This is a genomic window from Pseudomonas sp. 1L-B-1-E-C1 (genome assembly GCF_057291835.1).
On record NZ_JBXAWN010000003.1, the window covers coordinates 64,833 to 83,682 of the forward strand.

At 61.1% G+C, this 18,850-nt stretch carries 16 protein-coding genes; 7 read left to right on the forward strand and 9 right to left on the reverse strand.

Annotated features, from left to right (window positions below):
- Window positions 1–33: 33 nt before the first annotated feature.
- On the forward strand, window positions 34–816 hold the full coding sequence (locus tag AC0Z4S_RS06575; RefSeq protein WP_485622474.1) for an N-acetylmuramoyl-L-alanine amidase: 783 nt from the start codon (window positions 34–36) through the stop codon (window positions 814–816).
- A gap of 75 nt (window positions 817–891) precedes the next feature.
- Window positions 892–2,505 carry an EAL domain-containing protein gene (locus tag AC0Z4S_RS06580; protein WP_253497562.1) on the forward strand — a complete coding sequence of 538 codons (1,614 nt, stop codon included), beginning with the start codon at window positions 892–894 and terminating at the stop codon, window positions 2,503–2,505.
- Here AC0Z4S_RS06580 and AC0Z4S_RS06585 read toward each other — a convergent pair.
- Entirely contained in the window at window positions 2,502–4,292 is a 1,791-nt protein-coding gene (locus AC0Z4S_RS06585; protein WP_471878866.1) for an ATP-binding protein, read from the reverse strand. The genes AC0Z4S_RS06580 and AC0Z4S_RS06585 overlap by 4 nt on opposite strands.
- A 10-nt stretch (window positions 4,293–4,302) precedes the next feature.
- Complete coding sequence (gene algB / locus AC0Z4S_RS06590) at window positions 4,303–5,649, reverse strand: sigma-54-dependent response regulator transcription factor AlgB (protein ID WP_039757147.1); 1,347 nt, start codon at window positions 5,647–5,649, stop codon at window positions 4,303–4,305.
- Window positions 5,650–6,077: 428 nt separating this feature from the next.
- Here algB and AC0Z4S_RS06595 point away from each other — a divergent pair, with 428 nt between their 5' ends.
- The 5 genes from AC0Z4S_RS06595 (at window position 6,078) to AC0Z4S_RS06615 (ending at window position 10,562) form a co-directional block, all read left to right on the forward strand.
- On the forward strand, window positions 6,078–6,362 hold the full coding sequence (locus tag AC0Z4S_RS06595) for a hypothetical protein (RefSeq protein WP_024014979.1): 285 nt from the start codon (window positions 6,078–6,080) through the stop codon (window positions 6,360–6,362).
- 75 nt (window positions 6,363–6,437) lie between these two features.
- On the forward strand, window positions 6,438–6,602 hold the full coding sequence (locus tag AC0Z4S_RS06600) for a DUF1328 domain-containing protein (protein ID WP_003177151.1): 165 nt from the start codon (window positions 6,438–6,440) through the stop codon (window positions 6,600–6,602).
- 2 nt (window positions 6,603–6,604) lie between these two features.
- Window positions 6,605–7,069, forward strand: a complete 465-nt coding sequence (locus AC0Z4S_RS06605) for an inhibitor of vertebrate lysozyme family protein (RefSeq protein WP_485622475.1) — start codon at window positions 6,605–6,607, stop codon at window positions 7,067–7,069.
- Between the two features lie 716 nt (window positions 7,070–7,785).
- A complete protein-coding gene (gltP, locus tag AC0Z4S_RS06610) occupies window positions 7,786–9,117 on the forward strand; it encodes a glutamate/aspartate:proton symporter GltP (RefSeq protein ID WP_253497553.1) in 1,332 nt (443 codons plus the stop codon).
- Between the two features lie 215 nt (window positions 9,118–9,332).
- The gene (locus AC0Z4S_RS06615; RefSeq protein ID WP_042608285.1) at window positions 9,333–10,562 is read left to right on the forward strand and encodes a nucleoside recognition domain-containing protein; all 1,230 of its coding nucleotides are present in this window, start codon (window positions 9,333–9,335) and stop codon (window positions 10,560–10,562) included.
- Window positions 10,563–10,647: 85 nt separating this feature from the next.
- On the opposite strand, the gene AC0Z4S_RS06620 is transcribed toward AC0Z4S_RS06615, so the two are convergent.
- The 7 genes from AC0Z4S_RS06620 to AC0Z4S_RS06650 all read right to left on the reverse strand — a co-directional run bounded on the left by AC0Z4S_RS06620 (window position 10,648) and on the right by AC0Z4S_RS06650 (window position 18,667).
- Window positions 10,648–11,274 carry an ABC-type transport auxiliary lipoprotein family protein gene (locus tag AC0Z4S_RS06620; RefSeq protein WP_485622476.1) on the reverse strand — a complete coding sequence of 209 codons (627 nt, stop codon included), beginning with the start codon at window positions 11,272–11,274 and terminating at the stop codon, window positions 10,648–10,650.
- Window positions 11,271–12,209, reverse strand: a complete 939-nt coding sequence (locus tag AC0Z4S_RS06625) for an MlaD family protein (RefSeq protein WP_253497548.1) — start codon at window positions 12,207–12,209, stop codon at window positions 11,271–11,273. Before AC0Z4S_RS06625 ends, AC0Z4S_RS06620 begins: the two co-directional genes overlap by 4 nt.
- 1 nt (window position 12,210) lies before the next feature.
- Complete coding sequence (locus AC0Z4S_RS06630; RefSeq protein WP_485622477.1) at window positions 12,211–13,014, reverse strand: ABC transporter ATP-binding protein; 804 nt, start codon at window positions 13,012–13,014, stop codon at window positions 12,211–12,213.
- Entirely contained in the window at window positions 13,011–14,159 is a 1,149-nt protein-coding gene (locus tag AC0Z4S_RS06635) for an ABC transporter permease (protein ID WP_485622478.1), read from the reverse strand. The genes AC0Z4S_RS06630 and AC0Z4S_RS06635 overlap by 4 nt, the downstream gene beginning before the upstream one ends.
- A gap of 54 nt (window positions 14,160–14,213) precedes the next feature.
- Window positions 14,214–15,242 (reverse strand): DUF5924 family protein, encoded by a 1,029-nt coding sequence (locus AC0Z4S_RS06640; RefSeq protein ID WP_485622479.1) that lies wholly within the window; start codon window positions 15,240–15,242, stop codon window positions 14,214–14,216.
- Window positions 15,243–15,432: 190 nt separating this feature from the next.
- Window positions 15,433–16,827, reverse strand: coding sequence for a M16 family metallopeptidase (locus AC0Z4S_RS06645; RefSeq protein ID WP_485622480.1), 1,395 nt, complete (start codon window positions 16,825–16,827; stop codon window positions 15,433–15,435).
- 181 nt (window positions 16,828–17,008) lie between these two features.
- Window positions 17,009–18,667, reverse strand: a complete 1,659-nt coding sequence (locus AC0Z4S_RS06650) for a Na/Pi cotransporter family protein (RefSeq protein ID WP_129998046.1) — start codon at window positions 18,665–18,667, stop codon at window positions 17,009–17,011.
- Window positions 18,668–18,850 lie beyond the last annotated feature (183 nt).

The following is an 18,850-nucleotide window of genomic DNA, read 5'->3' on the forward strand; positions in this document are numbered from 1 at the left end:
TGCATTATTGTCTTCTGCGTATCGTCCTCTGCCATGAAATTCTTTGCCCTGATTGCCTCGCTGCTCGTCCTCGCTGGTTGCGCCAGCGGCCCGCGCTACGACACCAGTCATCCTTCGGCCAATTACGACAGCCGCATTCAATTCGTCGTAGTGCATTACACCTCGGCATCGCTGGAGCGTTCGCTGCAACTGCTGACTCACGGCGAGGTCAGCAGCCATTACCTGATCGGCGATGACAAGGGCGCCACGATCTATAAGTTGATGGATGAGAACCAGCGTGCCTGGCACGCCGGCGAAAGTCAGTGGCAGGGTCGCACCTGGTTGAACTCCAGCTCCATCGGCATCGAAATCGTCAATCCCGGCTACAAGGACACCCCGACCGGGCGTCTGTGGTACCCGTACAGCGAAGCGCAGATTCAATCACTGATCACCCTGCTCAAGGACATCAGCCAACGCAACGGCATCAGCCCTCGGCACATCATCGGTCACAGCGATATCGCGCCGCTGCGCAAGCTTGATCCGGGGCCACTGTTCCCGTGGAAACGCCTCGCCGCCGAAGGCCTTGGCCTGTGGCCGAACGAGCAAGCGGTGGCGCGGCAGCAGGCTGTATTCGACACCAAACCATTGCCGGAAATCGGCTGGTTCCAGGCGCAACTCGCGCGGCTGGGTTACGACACGCCGCAAACCGGCGAGCTGGATGTCGCCACGCGCCACGTCCTCGCTGCGTTCCAGATGCACTACCGCCCTGCCCGCTTCGACGGTACGCCGGATGCGCAAACCGCAGCACTTCTGCTGGTGCTCAACCAGACAAAATAATGACGCCCGCCCGACGGTCAGGGCGAAATCGCAATCAGCAGCTATAACTCATGGTAATTCTTCGGAAAATCCTTGATGGCTGCGACCCGAGAGACGCTGCGTAGCTGGTTTTATCGCCCTGTATTTTTGGCGATGATCGCGGCTGTCCTCAGTGCCAGCCTGCTGATCGCCGGCGGTATGTTCGCGGCGATGCGCCAGATGGAAATGCGCGAGAGCCAGGAAATGAACGCTCAGGGCGAGCGTTTCCTCGCCCGCCTCGAACAATTGTTCGGCCAGTTGCGCGAAAGTCTCGACGATCTGGAAGCCCAGCCCTTGCGCGGCTGCGATGAAGAAATGATCGCGACCCTGCAGCAAGTCACCTTCAACTATCGCTTCGTCTACGAGGCCGCCTACATGGACGCCTCGCGGTTCTGCTCCAATCGTCCGCGCCAGGAAGGACTGTCGTTGGTGCGTGCGCCGGACATTCAGGGCCCGACCTACAGCTATTGGCTGAACACCACCACCGAACCCGATGAAAACCGCGCGGCGCTGATGCTCGGGCGCGGCAATTTTCGCGTCGCCACCTCGCGCGGGCACCTGACCGACATGGTCGATCTGTCGCCCGGCAGCAGCCTGCTAGTGGTACTCGATCACGGCACCCGTGCGATCCCGGTGCTCGGCCACGCACAGACCTGGCCGCCGACCGAACCCTGGCCACCGAAAAGTCGTGATGCGCTGCAGGTGACTCAAACACGACTGATCTACCGCATGCCCACCAACAATCCGGAATATCAATTGGTACTGATCACGCCGCGCACGGGCATGCACGTCCCGGCTGTGTGGTGGTGGCTGTTGCCGGTGTGCCTGATCGCAGGGGCCATTGTCGGCTTTCTGACCTTCCTGCTGGTGCGCCAGCGCCAGTCACTGGACGCCGAGCTGCACGGGGCGATCCGCCGGGGTGAGCTGCAGGTCCTGTATCAGCCGATCTTCGATCTCGACAGCCGCAACTGCGTCGGTGCCGAAGCCCTGCTGCGCTGGCGGCGTCCGGACGGGACGTTGACCAGTCCCGATCTGTTCATTCCGATGGCCGAGAACACCGGGCAGATCCGGCAGATGACCGACTTCGTGTTGCAGCGTCTGCTCGAACAACTGGGCCAGTTACTGCGCGCCAACCCGCAGCTGTATATCTCGGTGAACCTCGCAGCCTGTGACGTGATGGTGCCGCGCATCGGCCAGGTCATGGCGCGACTGCTGGCGCTGCACCGTGTCGCCGCGCGGCAGATCGCCTTCGAAGTCACCGAGCGTGGGCTGATCGATGTGGTGGTGGCGCGGGAGAACCTGCAAGCCTTGCGCGACGTCGGCCATCAGGTGTTGATCGATGATTTCGGCACCGGCTATTGCAGCCTCGCCTACCTGCAGACTCTGCCGGTGGACTGCCTGAAAATCGACAAAGCCTTCATTGATGCGCTGGGCCATGACGCGGCGAGCAGCGGCGTCGCGCCGCACATCATTCACATGGCGCAGGCGCTGGATCTGAAGGTGATTGCCGAAGGCATCGAGCTGGAATCCCAGGCGACATTGCTCAGCAGTGAGGGAGTGAAATTCGGTCAGGGCTGGTTGTTCGCCCACGCGCTCAGCGCCGTGCAGTTCATCGAACTGATCACCCGCGGCAGGCGCTTGGCGGGGCGGCGTATGGACGACGAGGCCTAGACTGCCAGCGCCATGTAGAACTGGGTGCCCTGCCCCGGCCGCGAATAGACGCCCATGCGCCCGCCGTGCAACTGGACGATTTCCTTGCACAGTGCCAGACCGAGGCCGGCGCCGCCCTTTTTACGTCCGACCTGCACGAACGGCTCGAAGATTCGTCCCTGTTGGCCGTAGGCAATGCCTTCGCCGTTGTCTTCAACGCTGATGATCACCCGCTCGCCATGGCGCCGCGCCTGCAGACGGATCTGCCCGTCGCGGGCGGTGTGGCGCAGGGCATTGTCGATCAGGTTGTCGAGGACGCGTTCGAGCTGCGCCTGATCGGCCTGCAATCTCGGCAGTGAGCCTTGAATCTCGACGTTCAGCGCCACACCCTTGGCCGCAGCCGCCTCGGCAAAGCGCAGCTGCGCCTGCTCCAGCAAGTCTTCGATGGAACATGGCGCCAGCGTCAATTTCTGCAGACCGTTCTGGTAGCGCGAGAAGTTGAGCAAGTCGTTGATCAACTGCATCAGGCGCTGCATTTCCTCGTTGACCGTATCCAGCAGGTCAGCCTCGCGCGACTCCGCCGGAAACTTGGCCCGCTCACGAAACAGCCCGAAAGCCATGTGCATGCCCGTCACCGGCGTGCGCAGTTCATGGGAAGCGCGCAAGACAAACTCACTGCGCACGCGCTCGAATGCACGCTGCTCAGTGACATCGTGCAGGACCATGACCGCACCGAGAATATGCCCCTGGGTGTGGCTGACCGGCGTCAGGCTGTAGGTCAGCAGGCGCGATTCGCCATCGACTTCGATGCTCAGATCTTCCGGCGCCCGCTCCAGCGTGCCGCCGCGCAGCACCAGTTGCAGTTGCGCATCCAGCTCCGGGCGACCGAGTGCAGTGCCCAGGCCTTGGCCGAGACGATCATCTTCCCAGCCCAACTGGCGCTGAGCCACCGGGTTGAGGTGTTCGAGCTGGCCTTGGCGATCGATCATCAACAAACCGTCGTCAATACTGTCGAGCACCGCCTGCAAACGTTGTTGGCCGGCCAACAGCTCGTCGACATTCATCGCCTGGTGTTCGCGCAACGCCTCGGCCATCAGGCCGAAGCGCCGCGACAGCAGGTTGACTTCCATGGCGGTGGAAATCGGCAGGGTCACGTCGTAGTTACCCTGCCCTATGTTATCGGCAGCCTTGGCCAGCGCTTCGATCGGCGCGCCGAAGCGGCGGGCAATGCCTTGCGCTGTGACAAAACCGATGATCAGCACCGCCAGCCCGACCAGACCAAGCAGCCCGGCGATCAGCAGGGCGCGTTCACGAGCGGCGTGTTGTACCTCGTTGATGCTGTCCAGGGCGTGCTTGTGCTCAGCGATCAAACCGTTGCGCAGGATATTGAAACGCTCGCGGAAATCCGCGCTGGTGCTGGCGTTCTTCGCCGCTTCGGCGCTCACATCGAAGGAGTCGAGAAAGTTAAGGTAATCGGCCTTGGCCTGGCGGAAACCGTAAGGCTGATCTTCACCCTCCGGCTGCTGGGCGATGCCCTGGTCGAGCAACTGGAAGTAATGCTGCTTGGACGCTTCAAAGGCAACGGGGTCGGGCTTTTCCGCGAGCATGATGATCAATTGATCGCCGAGGGTCTGGCGCAATTTGAGGCCCAGATCCAGGGTGACGAAATTGCTGCGCACCAGCGCTTCCTGCGACCCGGCCATCTGCATCACGCTGACCAGCCCGAGCAAGAGCCCGAGCAAGGCGACGGTGATCAACGCGGAAATGCTCAGGAACAGGCGCGTGCGCAGCTTGATCGCCAGTTTCATCGCGCAATGCTCACAGGTTGTACTGCTTGCGTTTGCGATACAGGGTCGAGGCGTCGATGCCGAGGGTTTTCGCCGCTTGGTCCAGGGTGCCGGCGGTGGCCAGTACCGCACCGATGTGCGCTTTCTCCAGCTCATCCAGGCTCAGCGCCGCGCCGACCCGTGGCGCGTTGTTGGCCGGTTGTTCGGCCATGCCCAGGTGGCTGATTTCCACGCGTTCCTGCGGGCAGATGATGCTCGCCCGCTCGACCACGTTGCGCAGCTCGCGAATGTTGCCCGGCCAGCGATAACCGAGCAGCGCTTCGCGCGCCTCATCGCTGAAGCCGCGCGCTGGACGCGCATACTCTTTGACGAAACGTGCGAGGAAGCGATCGGCAAGGGTCAGGATGTCTTCGGCGCGCTCACGCAATGGCGGCAGATGCAGGGTGATGACGTTGAGGCGATAGAGCAGATCCTCGCGGAAGCGACCGTCGCGGACCATGTCTTCGAGATTGAGATTGGTGGCGGCGAGAATGCGCACATCGGCACGGCGAGTCACCGGATCGCCCACCCGCTCGTATTCCTTGTCCTGGATGAAGCGCAGCAACTTTGGCTGCAATGTCAGAGGAAAGTCGCCGATCTCGTCGAGAAACAGCGTGCCGCCGTCTGCTTGGTTAACTCGACCGAGCGTGCTTTCGCTGGCCCCAGTGAAGGCGCCACGGCTATGGCCGAACAGCTCGCTTTCCATCAGCTCGGCAGTCAGCGAAGGACAGTTGATGGTCACGCAGGACTTCTTCTCGCGCTTGCTCCAGCCGTGGATCGCACGGGCCAGTTCACCTTTACCGGTGCCGGATTCGCCGAGGATAAGAATGTTGGCATCGGTGCTCGCGACCTGACGGGCCGTCTCCAGTACGACTTTCATCGCCGGGCTGTGGGAATCGAGGCCGTCTTTCGGTTTGCGAATCTCGCCTTCGAGCGCCTCAAGACGCGCCGATAGCTGACGCACTTCCAGTTGCTTGGCGGTGGCCAGACGCAATTGGTCGGGGCTGCACGGTTTGACCAGATAGTCGGCGGCGCCAGCCTGGATGGCATCAACGGCGGTGTCGACCGCCGAATGCGCGGTGACGATTACCACGCGCATCCATGGCGCCTGAATGCGCATTTGCGCGAGGACGTCCAAACCGTTGTCCTCACCCAGACGCAAATCAAGGAAGCACAGGTCGAAGACCTGGCGTTGCAGCAAAGCCTCGGCTTGGGCCGCGCTGTTGGCCGTGGCGACCGTATAGCCTTCGTCTTCGAGGCAATAACGAAACGTACGCAGGATGGCGGATTCATCGTCCACCAGCAGAATGCGGCCTTGTTGCTCAGTGGCAGATTCCATTTTTCCTACGCTCCATAGTGATTAGTCTTGGGTTAGTCCCGGAAAAATCGGGCAAGTTGCATGGTTGATTCTGAACGATACCAGCCATAGGAGGGTAGCTCTCTACTGCCATAACGGCCAATTCATTGATTTCATTGAGTTTTAAAACATTCGGCGTTTTGCAGGGCAGATCCTGCGTCCTCTTCTGACATCTGCGTACCGGTAGCAATTCCATATCATCGAAATTTCCCACGAAATAATCGTGCATTGCGCACGACCGCAGAAGAGCCATCGTGCAGGATGCGTCGCAGGAAATTTCCCAAGCGTACGTAACCTTTTGTTTTTATTGATATTTTCTGACATTAAAAAACTGGCATGCAGGCTGCAATACCTCACTCAGCCCGGGCAGAACAGCACTGCCCCAACAGAACAAGTGTGAGGAACACAGGATGACTCGCCCAATCGCCGCCCAAGTACGTATTTCGCCACTGCAGATCCAGCAAGGTCTGTTCGGTGTACTGGCGTTGCTGATCACCCTGATCGTCTGCCAGCAGTACATGAGCTGGGAAAACAGCCGTAAACCCGAGCCACTGATTTCGATGCAGCACAGCACTCAAACGCACTTCAGTGCCGTGAGCAGCAGCCAGGCTGAAAACGCTTCGATGCACATGATCGATGTAGACCAGGCGCAACCGCTGGACCAACTGCCACGGGAAGAGCGCTGGGTTTTCTAAGTCGTTGAACAGATTCGGACGCCTGAGCGTCGGAAACCGGAAACACCCCTAAATAGAGAAGTAAGGAGAATCACCATGTTGAGCTGGGCAATTACATTCTTGATCATTGCCATCATCGCCGCCGTACTGGGCTTCGGTGGTATCGCGGGCACCGCCACGGGTATCGCCAAGATTCTCTTTGTCGTGTTCCTGGTGATGTTCATCGCTTCCTTCTTCTTTGGCCGTCGCGGCCGAGGTTAACGATGATCGGTCTCAAGACATTGGCCGCCGCCCTGCTTCTGGGCGGCAGTGCCATGGCCATGGCGGCCAATGATGGCCAGGCCCGGGTCAACGAACTGCTCGCTTCCGACGAGCAGTACCGCAAAACCTGGGAAGGTGTGATCAAAAAGGAAGAGCGCGTTCCGGAATGGGTGATCAACCTGTCCGGAACCTCCGAGCAACAGATGCATGCCGTTACGGAAGATGGCGACAAGTATCTGGTCGGCCCGCTCTGCGAGAGTCAGGACAAGTGCCTGAATCACCGTTTGATCGTTGCCTTCAGCTTCGACAAGGATGACGCTTACGCCATGCTGGTCGATGTGCCGGAAGGTCTGCCGCAGGACAAGTCGCCGACGCGACACGCGACCTATCGCTTCTTCGGCAAACCTGATCAGGGCATGCAGGATCTGCTGATGGAAACCCTGAAGAAAGATCCGAAGTGGTACTGATGCAGGACGCACAGGATTTTTTGAACACGAAAGCAGCGCCCCGCTGCTTTCCATTGCGCCGCCCGATGAGGGTCGGTGCATGACCAGGGGGCCGGGACGTTCTGACTGATACAGGGTCGGAGTGACCTACGGGTACAGGGAGTACCTGCGTAAGGGCCGGGTCAGGGCAAAAGCTGCGCCGCAGGTTCGTCGACCCGCTGGTCTGACGAATCTGCGCTGGGCTTTGAATCAGCTAAAGCGTTGATCCAGCACGCCAATTCCCTTCTTTCAATCGTCGACACTGTGAGGAAAACATTTCGCGGTGTTTCCTGGCGACCGTATATCGACAAAGATCGCGCTCAATCGGAGTGACTTCTAGTCTTGCGATTCAGACTTTCCGGGGAAATTTCCGCCGATTTCACCTGTGCGAAATTTAACCAGCCTACGCTGTAATGGCCGGTTCACGGCACTTATGCCGGCTGAAATGTCACAATCGAACCGCTTGGGACGCCAGTTTCAATTGAAAAAGCTCATGCCGATTCGGCATAGGGTAGGCGTTTACGGCATTAGACGGCGCCACCTTGCATCGGAATAGTTGCGCCTTTTTTCGCTTGCCGAAGAGCCGTAAACACGCGCTTCGGGGCACCTTATACGGAGGCAGATGCACAGACTTTTCCGCTGATGAGCGTTCCAGTTCCTGCATGTGCCTGAGTCAAACGCAAGTAAGGGTAAAGATAATGAAGAAGGCAAAAATCAGCCTCGCCTGGCAGATCCTCATCGGTCTGGTTCTGGGGATTGCACTGGGTGCGTTGCTCAACCACTTCAGCGCCGAGAAGGCCTGGTGGATCAGCAACGTCCTGCAACCGGCAGGCGATATCTTTATCCGTCTGATCAAGATGATCGTGATCCCGATCGTCATTTCTTCCCTGATCGTCGGCATCGCCGGCGTCGGCGACGCCAAGAAGCTCGGGCGAATCGGCCTGAAGACCATCATTTACTTCGAGATCGTCACCACCATCGCCATCGTGGTCGGCCTGGTGCTGGCCAACGTGTTCCATCCGGGCACCGGCATCGACATGAGCACCCTGGGCACGGTGGATATCTCCAAGTACCAGGCGACCGCCGCCGAAGTGCAGCATGAACATGCCTTCATCGAGACCATCCTCAACCTGATCCCGTCGAACATCTTCGCGGCCATGGCTCGCGGCGAAATGCTGCCGATCATCTTCTTCTCCGTACTGTTCGGCCTCGGTCTGTCGAGCCTGCAGTCGGACCTGCGCGAGCCGCTGGTGAAGATGTTCCAGGGCGTTTCGGAAAGCATGTTCAAAGTCACCCACATGATCATGAACTACGCCCCGATCGGCGTATTTGCACTGATCGCGGTGACCGTGGCCAACTTCGGCTTCGCCTCGCTGCTGCCGCTGGCGAAACTGGTGATTCTGGTTTACGTCGCCATCGCCTTCTTCGCCTTCGTCGTGCTGGGCCTGATCGCCAAGCTGTTCGGCTTCTCGGTCCTGAAGCTGATGCGCATCTTCAAGGATGAGCTGGTGCTGGCCTACTCCACCGCTTCCTCGGAAACCGTGCTGCCACGGGTGATCGAGAAGATGGAAGCCTACGGCGCACCGAAAGCCATCTGCAGCTTCGTGGTGCCGACCGGTTACTCGTTCAACCTCGACGGCTCGACCCTGTACCAGTCGATCGCGGCGATCTTCATTGCCCAGCTGTACGGCATCGACCTGTCGATCAGCCAGCAACTGCTGCTGGTGCTGACCCTGATGGTCACCTCCAAAGGCATCGCCGGTGTACCGGGCGTTTCCTTCGTGGTGCTGCTGGCCACCCTTGGCAGCGTCGGCATTCCGCTGGAAGGCCTGGCATTCATCGCCGGTGTCGACCGCATCATGGACATGGCCCGTACCGCACTGAACGTGATCGGTAATGCTCTGGCGGTGCTGGTTATCGCGCGCTGGGAAGGCATGTACGACGACGCCAAGGGCGAGCGCTACTGGAACTCCCTGCCGCACTGGCGCAGCAAGGAAAAACTGCCGGCGGGCGAGATTTCCAAGCCGTAATGCAAAACCCTGTAGGAGCTGCCGAAGGCTGCGATCTTTTGATCTTGCTTTGAAAACAAAGTCCAAAGATCGCAGCCTTCGGCAGCCCCTACAGTAGATTGGCGTCACCCGGTGAATCGGTGGCAGCAGATCCAGACAAACCCCGGAGCAATCCGGGGTTTGTCGTTTCTGGCGACCCCGCTATCATTCGCCGCATTCTTCGGGGGATTTGACTGATGCTTAATGGCCTGTGGCTTGGCTTCTTCATCGTGGCAGCCGTGTCGGCACTGGCGCAGTGGCTGATCGGCGGCAATGCCGGAATCTTCGCGGCGATGGTGGAGAGCATTTTCGCCATGGCCAAGCTCTCGGTCGAAGTCATGGTGCTGCTGTTCGGCACCCTGACCCTATGGCTGGGCTTTCTGCGCATTGCCGAGAAAGCCGGGATCGTCGAATGGCTGGCCAAGGTCCTTGGCCCGTTATTCCTGCGGCTGATGCCGGAAGTCCCCGCCGGCCACCCTGCCCTTGGCCTGATCACGCTGAATTTCGCTGCCAATGGCCTCGGCCTGGACAACGCCGCCACGCCAATTGGCCTGAAAGCCATGAAAGCGCTGCAGGAGCTCAACCCCAGCGCCACCATCGCCAGCAATGCGCAGATCCTGTTTCTGGTGCTCAACGCCTCCTCGCTGACCCTGCTCCCCGTGACCATCTTCATGTACCGCGCCCAGCAAGGCGCGCCGGATCCGACGCTGGTGTTCCTGCCGATTCTGCTGGCGACCAGTTGCTCGACCATCGTCGGTTTCCTCTCCGTAGCCTTCATGCAGCGCCTGCGCATCTGGGATCCGGTGGTGCTGGCCTATCTGGTGCCCGGCGCGCTGATCCTCGGCGGTTTCATGGCGCTGCTCGGCACGCTTTCCGCCACTGCGTTGGCGGGATTGTCGTCGATCCTCGGCAATCTCACGCTGTTCGGCTTGATCATGCTGTTTCTGCTGATCGGTGCAATGCGCAAGGTCAAGGTTTACGAAGCGTTTGTCGAAGGCGCGAAAGAAGGCTTCGATGTGGCGAAGAATCTTCTGCCGTATCTGGTCGCGATGCTCTGTGCGGTTGGTGTACTGCGCGCCTCTGGAGCGCTGGATTTCGGTCTCGACGGTATTCGCCATCTGGTCGAGTGGGCCGGTTGGGACACGCGTTTTGTCGACGCATTGCCGACGGCGATGGTCAAACCGTTCTCCGGCAGCGCCGCGCGGGCGATGCTCATTGAAACCATGAAGACCTCAGGCGTCGACAGCTTCCCGGCACTGGTCGCGGCAACGATTCAGGGCAGTACCGAGACCACGTTCTATGTGCTGGCGGTGTACTTCGGCGCGGTGGGGATTCAGCGGGCGAGGCATGCGGTGGGCTGCGCGTTGCTGGCGGAGTTTGCCGGGGTGGTTGGCGCCATCGGGGTCTGCTACTGGTTCTTTGGTTGAAGCAAAAGATCGCAGCCTTCGGCAGCTCCTACAGGGTGTACGCCGACCCATGTAGGAGCTGCCGAAGGCTGCGATCCTGGCGATTTCAGCGTGTGACCGGAGCCAACCGCTGGCCTTGCTCGACGGCCCATGCCACAACCTTGGCCGTAAGGCGATCACTGGCCTGGCCGAACCCGGCCACCACCGCCGGCACTTGCACATCATTCAACGGCTGGCGCTCTTCGAAGCGGCGGCTGGCGAGAATGCGCTGGTCATAACCACGCACCAGCAACGCATCGACCCGCACCACAACGCCGGCCTGGGTGCCCTGATATTCGGTCTGAAACGCCTGCAAACTGCCGCCCAGTTCCAGATCCGCCTGGAAGTTGCTGTCGTCGGTGCTCAGCAATGTCACTCGACCATCCCGCGCAAAGCCATCAAGCAAGCGATTGCGCAGCAGCACCGGCGCCGGATCGCTCCAGCGCGAGCCCTTGTAGCTGCTGATCACATCGCCTTGCGGAATCACGGCAATGCTCGGCCGGTTCAGCGCTTCGCTGGCCTGCAATTTATTCAGGCGCAGCGACCACGACTGAGCTGTCATTGGGCTGGCCGAGGCGGGCGCCGGCGCGGCGGGCAGGCGATAGACATCCGAGGGTTCCGATTCGGGCAAGATCGAGCACGCGCCGATCAGGCTCAGGCCAGCGCCGAGGAGGGCGATTCGAGTCAACTTCATGGGGTGAATTCCTTGTTCTTGTCGCTGCCCAGCAGGTAGCCGCTGGGGTTGGCCTCGAGGCGTTGGGAAATGGCACGCAGCGAGGTCAGCGTCTCGCGCAGTTCGCGAATCGCCGGGGCCAGGCCGTTGAGACCCTGCATGCCGTTATCCAGCGAATTCTGGTTTTTGCTGAGCAAGCCATTGATGGTCACGCTGCTTTGCTCCAGCGACTTCATCGCCTGTTCGGCGCTGCCCAAGGCCTGTTTGCCCTGATCGTTGAGCAGGCCATTGGCGTTGCGCATCAGCAGCGAAGTCTGCTCGAGCATGCTGCCGGCCTGTTTGCCCACCGTCGCCAGTTGCTGCATCGCTTGTTTGATGTCGCCGCGCTGGTCGTTGATGGTCCCGGTGGTCTGCTCCAGATGAGCGAGGGTCTTGCTCACGCGCTCGACGTTTTCCGCGGAGAACATATGGTTGGCGTTTTGTAGCAGGGCGCTGATGCCGGTCATCAAATCGCTGCTGTCGTTGAGCAGACGCGAGATCGGCGAGGGCGAGGCGATCAGGGTCGGCAACTGGCCGTCATGGCCGCGCAGTTTCGGGCTCTCCGGGGTGCCGCCGCTGAGCTGGATGATCGAGGTGCCGGTGATGCCGGTCAGTGCCAGTTTGGCCTGGGTGTCTTCCTTGACCGGCGTGTCGCCCGCCAGACGAATCCGCGCCAGGACCCGACGCGGGTCCTGCGGGTCGAGGCGCAGGCTGACCACGTCACCGACCTTGATCCCGCTGTACTGCACCGAGCTGCCCTTGGACAGACCGCTGACCGCCTCGTTGAACACCACTTCGTAATCCTTGAACTCGGTGTCGACGCTGGACTTGGCCAGAAACAGGCCGAAGAGCAGGGCGCCGGCCACGACGATCACCGTGAACAGGCCGATCAACACATGATGGGCTCGGGTTTCCATATCAGACCTCGTTGAGCAGTTTGGCGGCGTCCAGCGCCGAGCGGCCGCGCGGGCCGTGGAAGTATTCGTGAATCCACGCGTCGTCGGTTTCCGAGACGATGTCGATCGGGCCGGCCACCAGCACTTTCTTTTGCGCCAGCACCGCCACCCGATCGGTGATGGTGTACAGCGTGTCGAGGTCGTGGGTGACCAGAAACACGCTGAGGCCGAGCGCATCGCGCAGGGTCAGGATCAGTTGATCGAACTGCGCCGCGCCAATCGGATCGAGGCCGGCGGTGGGTTCGTCGAGAAACAGGATGTCCGGATCCAGCGCCAGGGCCCGCGCCAGCGCCGCACGTTTGATCATGCCGCCGGACAGCGACGCCGGGTATTTGTCCGCCGCCGACAATGGCAGCCCGGCCAGCGCCAGTTTTACCGCCGCCAGATGCTCTGCGTCGTGGCGGCTGAGGCCGGCGTGTTCGATCAGGGGCAGGGCGACATTCTCGGTCACGGTCAGCGACGAGAACAGTGCGCCTTTCTGAAACAGCACACCGAAGCGACGTTCGATCAACGAGCGTTCATGCTCGGGCAGATTGGGCAGGTTCTGGCCAAAGACTTTGACCATGCCTTCGCTGGGCCGATTCAGCCCGACGATGCTGCGCAGCAACACCGACTTACCGGTGCCCGAGCCGCCAACCACGGCGAGGATTTCGCCTTTGTACACGTCCAGATCAAGGTTTTCGTGCACGCTCTGGCTGCCGAAGCGATTGCACAGGCCACGGACTTCGATCACCGCCTCCGAGGGCGCGCGGGAGAGACGACTCACCAGCCCATCTCCATGAAAAACAGCGCAGCCACCGCATCGAGCACGATCACCACGAAAATCGACTGCACCACGCTGGAGGTGGTGTGCGCGCCGACCGATTCGGCGCTGCCGCTGACTTTGAAGCCTTCCAGGCAGCCGATCGCGGCGATCAGGAAGGCGAAGATCGGCGCCTTCACCAACCCCACCAGAAAATGCTGAATGCCAATGTCCGATTGCAGCAGCGAAAGGAACATCGCCGGCGAGATGTCCAGCGACACTGCGCAGACCACGCCGCCGCCGACGATACCCGAGAGCATCGCCAGAAACGTCAGCATCGGCAGCGCCACCAGCAGCGCCAGCACCCGCGGCACCACCAGCAACTCGATCGGGTCGAGGCCGAGGGTGCGAATCGCGTCGATTTCTTCGTTGGCTTTCATCGAGCCGATCTGTGCGGTGAACGCACTGGCGGTGCGCCCGGCCATCAGGATCGCCGTGAGCAGCACGCCGAATTCGCGCAGGAACGAGAAACCGACCAGATCCACGGTAAAAATCGTCGCGCCGAAACTGGCCAGCACCGTAGCGCCGAGAAACGCCACCACCGCGCCAACCAGGAACGTCAGCAAAGCCACGATCGGCGCCGCATCGAGGCCGGTCTGCTCGATGTGCGCGATCATCGGCGTGATGCGCCAGCGCCTGGGCCGGAACAGGCCACGGGCGATGACTTCGAGGATCAGCCCGACGAAGCCGAGCAGCTGCAGCGTGTCGTTCCAGACCTTATCTACTGCGCGGCCAATGCGCGTCAGCAATTGCACGCTGACGCTGACTTCCGGCTCCTTGATCGGCACGCAGAAATCGTTCAGCGAGCAATACACGGTTTGCAGCAAGGCGCGGTCGGCCGTCGAAAGGGTGCAATCAGGGTGTTCGGCGGTTTTGCCCAGGCGTTCGGAACCGAGCAGCTCGACCAGCAACGAGGCGCCAGCGGTGTCGAGGGCGCCGAGGCCGTTGAGGTCGATCGGGGTATTGGCGTCGTACTGGCCGCGGAGCTTTTCGCTCAGGTGCTTGAGCGCCGTGTAGTGGGCGAGCGTCCAGTCGCCGCTGACCCGCAGGCGGGCAGGGCTGAGCGCGGTGTCCAGGTAGGCACTGCCGGGGGTTGGGCTGCTGGTCATAAGCTCCGTGCTTGTACGGCCGTTACGAGATCCTACGTAATAGCACGAACCGGATCAGTTTTCTTTGGCCGGTGTGCTGTCGGTGATTGCGAAACGCAGCACGCCGATCAACTGACCGTCCTCGGTCAACACCCGCACCTGCCACTTGCCCGCCGGGTTGCCGGGGAAATTCTGCTTGTGCGTCCACGCCCGGTAACCCTCCTTGCGCCCGCCATGGATATCGAGGGCGATGCGGTCGACCTCTTTGCCGTTGAAGGTCCAGACGTGATAAATCCGCTCGTCGAGGCCGCGCGGCGCGTTGATCGCAGTGTAGGCGTAGAGCCCGCCGCTGCGGATCTGCTCGGCGCTGACGGTATCGAGGCTGGCGCCGGGGGTGCGATCCTGCAGCTGCGTGCTGATCGCCACGTCGGTCATCCACAGCGTCGCCGGTGGCACCCACGAACGCAGCGCCCAACCGACGCCGCCGATGCCAAAGGTGATGAACAGAATCGCCAGGGCGTTGCGCACGGTGCGGATCGGGAAGATCGACGCCAGGCTCGGGAACGACAGCAGCACAGCAATCCCCAGCGCCCATTTGAAACTCTGCGCGGTGGTCAGGTGCATGATCACCGGCAACGCGGTGAGGAGGGCGGCGAACAGGGTCAGGGTATGCAGCGCGAGAAACGCCCAGCGCCGTGGCGCCAGCCATTTGTAGTACAGCGGATCGACGATGGAGATCAGTGCGGCGATGCCGAGCAGGCCAGTGAAAATCAACTGGCCGCTGTTCCAGGTGGTGGTGATGAAGAAAAACGGCAGAACGAAGAACAGGCTTTCCTGATGGATCATCTGCGTCGCGTAACGCAGCAGCGGCTGGGGAATCTCGCGCTTGAAGATCCGTGTGAACAGCCCGGTCAGGGTGTTTTCCAGCATCAGCCAGATCCAGCTGAGCAGCATGATCACCGTGATCCAGCTGGCCAGCCCCTGTTGGCGATCGACGAGGATGAAACTGCCGACCCCGGAAATGAAACCACCCGCCGCAATAACCCCGGGGTAGCGCTTGATCAGCCCGAGAATGCGCTGGACCAGAAGGGTTAGTTTCGACATGTGGGCGCTTCACTGCAGGGTAGGGAAATACCCCGACAGAGTAGCGTCCGCCGGGCGTTGTGGCGAGGTGGTGCGCGGAGCAATTTTCCCTGTGGGAGCGAGCCTGCTCGCGAAGGCGGAGTAACAGCCGCCATCACCGTTGATGGAGCCGCCGCATTCGCGAGCAGGCTCGCTCCCACAGGGTTATGTGTCAGGTCTGCGGCGGGTGTTTGCGGTGGCGATGCAGGCGCCAGCCGATCAAGATCAGCAGCAATACGCCGACCCCACCCGCGACCAGCCACAACACCTGATCATCACTGATCAAGGGCTTCTCGATCCTGATGTACCCCGGCTGTAACAACAGTTCGCGCATGGCCTTGTTCGCCGCGTCCAGCGTAACCCCTTGCAGCTCACGCGCCGGGTTGGCAAAGCGGCCGTCCTGATAATCGGCCAGGGCGCTCCAGTAATAGTCCGCCAGTGCGCTGTTGCCCTGCACGGCCCAGGCCTGATGGGCGATGGCGGCTTGTTTGATGCGGGCAAAGGTGTTCGGGTCGAGGCCGTTTTTCAGCAAGTCAGCCTTGAGGTCCTCCAGCACTTGAATGGCTTCGTCGACGTCATCGCGATCGAGGTCAGCGTTGAGGCTCATGAAACCGACACCGCCGAACACTTCGCGCTCGGCCCACGGCCCGTACGACAAGCCGTGGTTAAGGCGAATCTGCCGATACAGCGCCCAGTCGAGGTAATCCTTGAGAATGTCGAAAGTCTGGTCGTACTGATCGTCGAGCACCGGTTCCGGCACCAGCCAGTGCAGCTTGGCGCTGTCGCCGATGAAGCCCCGGGTGAGGGTGCGTTCATGGGCGGCGCTGGTGCGGATGTCCGGCAACGCCCGGTGTTCGCTGGGCTCGACCGGCTCCAGCTCGCCCCAGGTGCGCTCGAGATAGGCCGGCAGCAGTTTGTCGAGTTCGCCGACGATGATCAGGGTCATGTTGTTCGGCGCATACCAGGCCTTGCGCACCTTCTCCAATTGTTCTTGGGTCAGATGGCCGACTTCGGCGCGCTGTGGGCATTTCAGTCCCAGCTCGACAGCCAGCTGATTGCTCGCAGTGTGGCCGAGGTCCTGGCGATCAAGGAAACGCTGCAGTTTGGTGTAATGCCCGCCGTCCTCACGCTCGACCACCCGTTTGGCGGCGTTGATCGCGTTGTCGTCGATGCGTGTCTGGGTCAGCAGCGCGAGCAGCAGGTCGAGCACCTTGCGCTGATTTTTCGCCGGGGCTTCGATGACGAATGTAGTGTCGGCATTGCTGGTGAACGCATTCCAGTCACCACCCAACGCCTGCATGCGCTCTTCCAGACCGCCTTCACCGGTGGCATCGATGCCGCTGAACAGCAGGTGTTCGAGCAAATGCGGCAGCTCTTTTTCGTTGCAGTCGAAGTCATCGAGACCGACGCCGACAACCAGCCGGATCGCCACATGGCCACGTTCGGTGCCGGGTTTGAGCATCAGTTGCAAACCGTTGGGCAGCGCATAGCCTTCGACCTGGAACCGATCCAGGGCGAAGGCGGGCAGGGAACCTAGCAACAGACAGGCGAACAACAGGCAACGCATAACAGGCTTCCATACGGCTGATTTGGAGATCCGTGTCGCTATTCAGGCCGCTATTCGCGAGCAGGTCGAATCGTCGCACCGTCGCTCCCACAATTGAAATACATTCCCCTGTGGGAGCGAGCCTGCTCGCGAAGATCTTGCGGCTGAACCACTGTAACTGACTGACCCCAGCCCCAGACGTTCAAGGCGAATGCGTAATGTCCGCCATGTCATCCACCGCCAGCGCGCCAGTGTCCGCCGTTTCCAGCACCACATAGGCGCTGCTGCAGAACAGCGAATTGAGCCGCTTCATGTCGGCGATCAACTCCAGATGCAGCGAACTGGTCTCCAGACTCTGGACGATCTTGCGTTGCAAACGGCTGACATGCGCGTGGGCGAGACGCCGTTCCTGCGCACGAAAGCGGCGTTTCTCCCGCAGCAGCTGCCGGGCGCTTTCGCGGTCGCCACTGAGAAACACCGACAGGCCCAAGCGCAGGTTGGCGATCAGTTGCTGTTGCAGCCCGGCGAGGTCTTCCAGGCCCTCTTCGGAAAACGAACGGCGTTGCGAGGTCTTCTGCTGCTGGATCTTGCGCAGCATGCGCTCGATCAGGTCGGCGGCGAGTTTCAGGTTGATCGCCAGCTCGATGATCTCGGCCCAGCGCCGACTGTCGTGCTCGCCGAGATCCTCGCGGGGCATCTGCGCCAGATACAGCTTGATCGCGCTGTACAGTGCCTCGACGTCGTCGGTCAGTCGGCGCATTTCCTGAGTGACGGCGGTCTGCTTGCCGCGCAGCACATCGAGGGAAGCGTCGAGCATGTTGTCGAGCAGATCGCCCATGCGCAGGGTTTCCCGCGCGGCATTGGCCAGCGCCAGGCTCGGCGTGACCAGCGCGGTCGGGTCGAGATGCCGCGGTTTGGCGGTGCCGTTGACCTCCGGCCGCTCCGGCAGCAGCCACGCACAAAGCCGCGCCATCGGCCCGACGCTCGGCAGCAGAATCAGGCAGCGCGCGGTGTTGTAGAGCAGGTGGAAGCCGATGACCATTTCCTGTGGGCTGAAATCGAGGCTGTCGATCCAGTGCACCAGCGGATCGAGCACCGGAATGATCAGCAGCAGGCCGATCAGTTTGTACAGCAGACTGCCCAGCGCAACCTGGCGGCCGGCGGCGTTCTGCATGCTGGTGCTCATGAAGGCGAGGATGCCGCTGCCGATGTTCGCGCCGATCACCAGACCGATCGCCACCGGCAGGCTGATCACCGCAGCGCCGGCCAAGGTGGCGGTGAGCAGCACGGCGGCGAGGCTGGAGTAGGAAATCATCGCGAACAGCGCGCCGACCAGGGCATCGAGGAGGATGTCGCCGGTCAGCGAGGCAAAAATCACCTTCACTCCTTGCGCATGGGTGATAGGCGCAGCGGCCTCGACGATCAACTGCAGGGCGAGAATGATCAGCCCCAGCCCGATCGACACCCGACCCATCTGCCCGAGCCGCGTCTGTTTGCGCGACAGAAAGAAAATCACCCCGAGGAAAATCAGCAGCGGCGACAGCCACGACAAATCAAACGTCAGCACCCGCGCCATCAACGCGGTACCGACATCGGCGCCCAGCATGGTCGCCAGCGCCGGGGTCAGCGCCATCAAACCCTGACCGACAAACGAAGTGACCAGCATCGCCGTAGCGTTGCTGCTCTGCACCATGGCAGTGACGAGAATACCGGCGATGAACGCCAGCCATTTCTTCGACATGTTCTGGCCGATGACATGTCGCAGATTGGTGCCGTAAACCCGCAGGATGCCGGTTCGGACGATGTGCGTGCCCCAGATCAACAGAGCAACGGCGGACAGCAGATTGAGCAGGGTGAGCATGCAGACCCCCTGTAGTAGCAGCGCCCCAGAGGGGCAAGTGGACGGCACCGCGCGGTTTCTACGTTTTTGATACTTAAGCTGTAGTTGGCTAACGGTCTCGGCGCCAGCATTGCACAGCTAAAGCGTGGATTGAAACAAAAGTGTCATGAAAACAGCTTCACTCACATCGCTGAAACCGACACA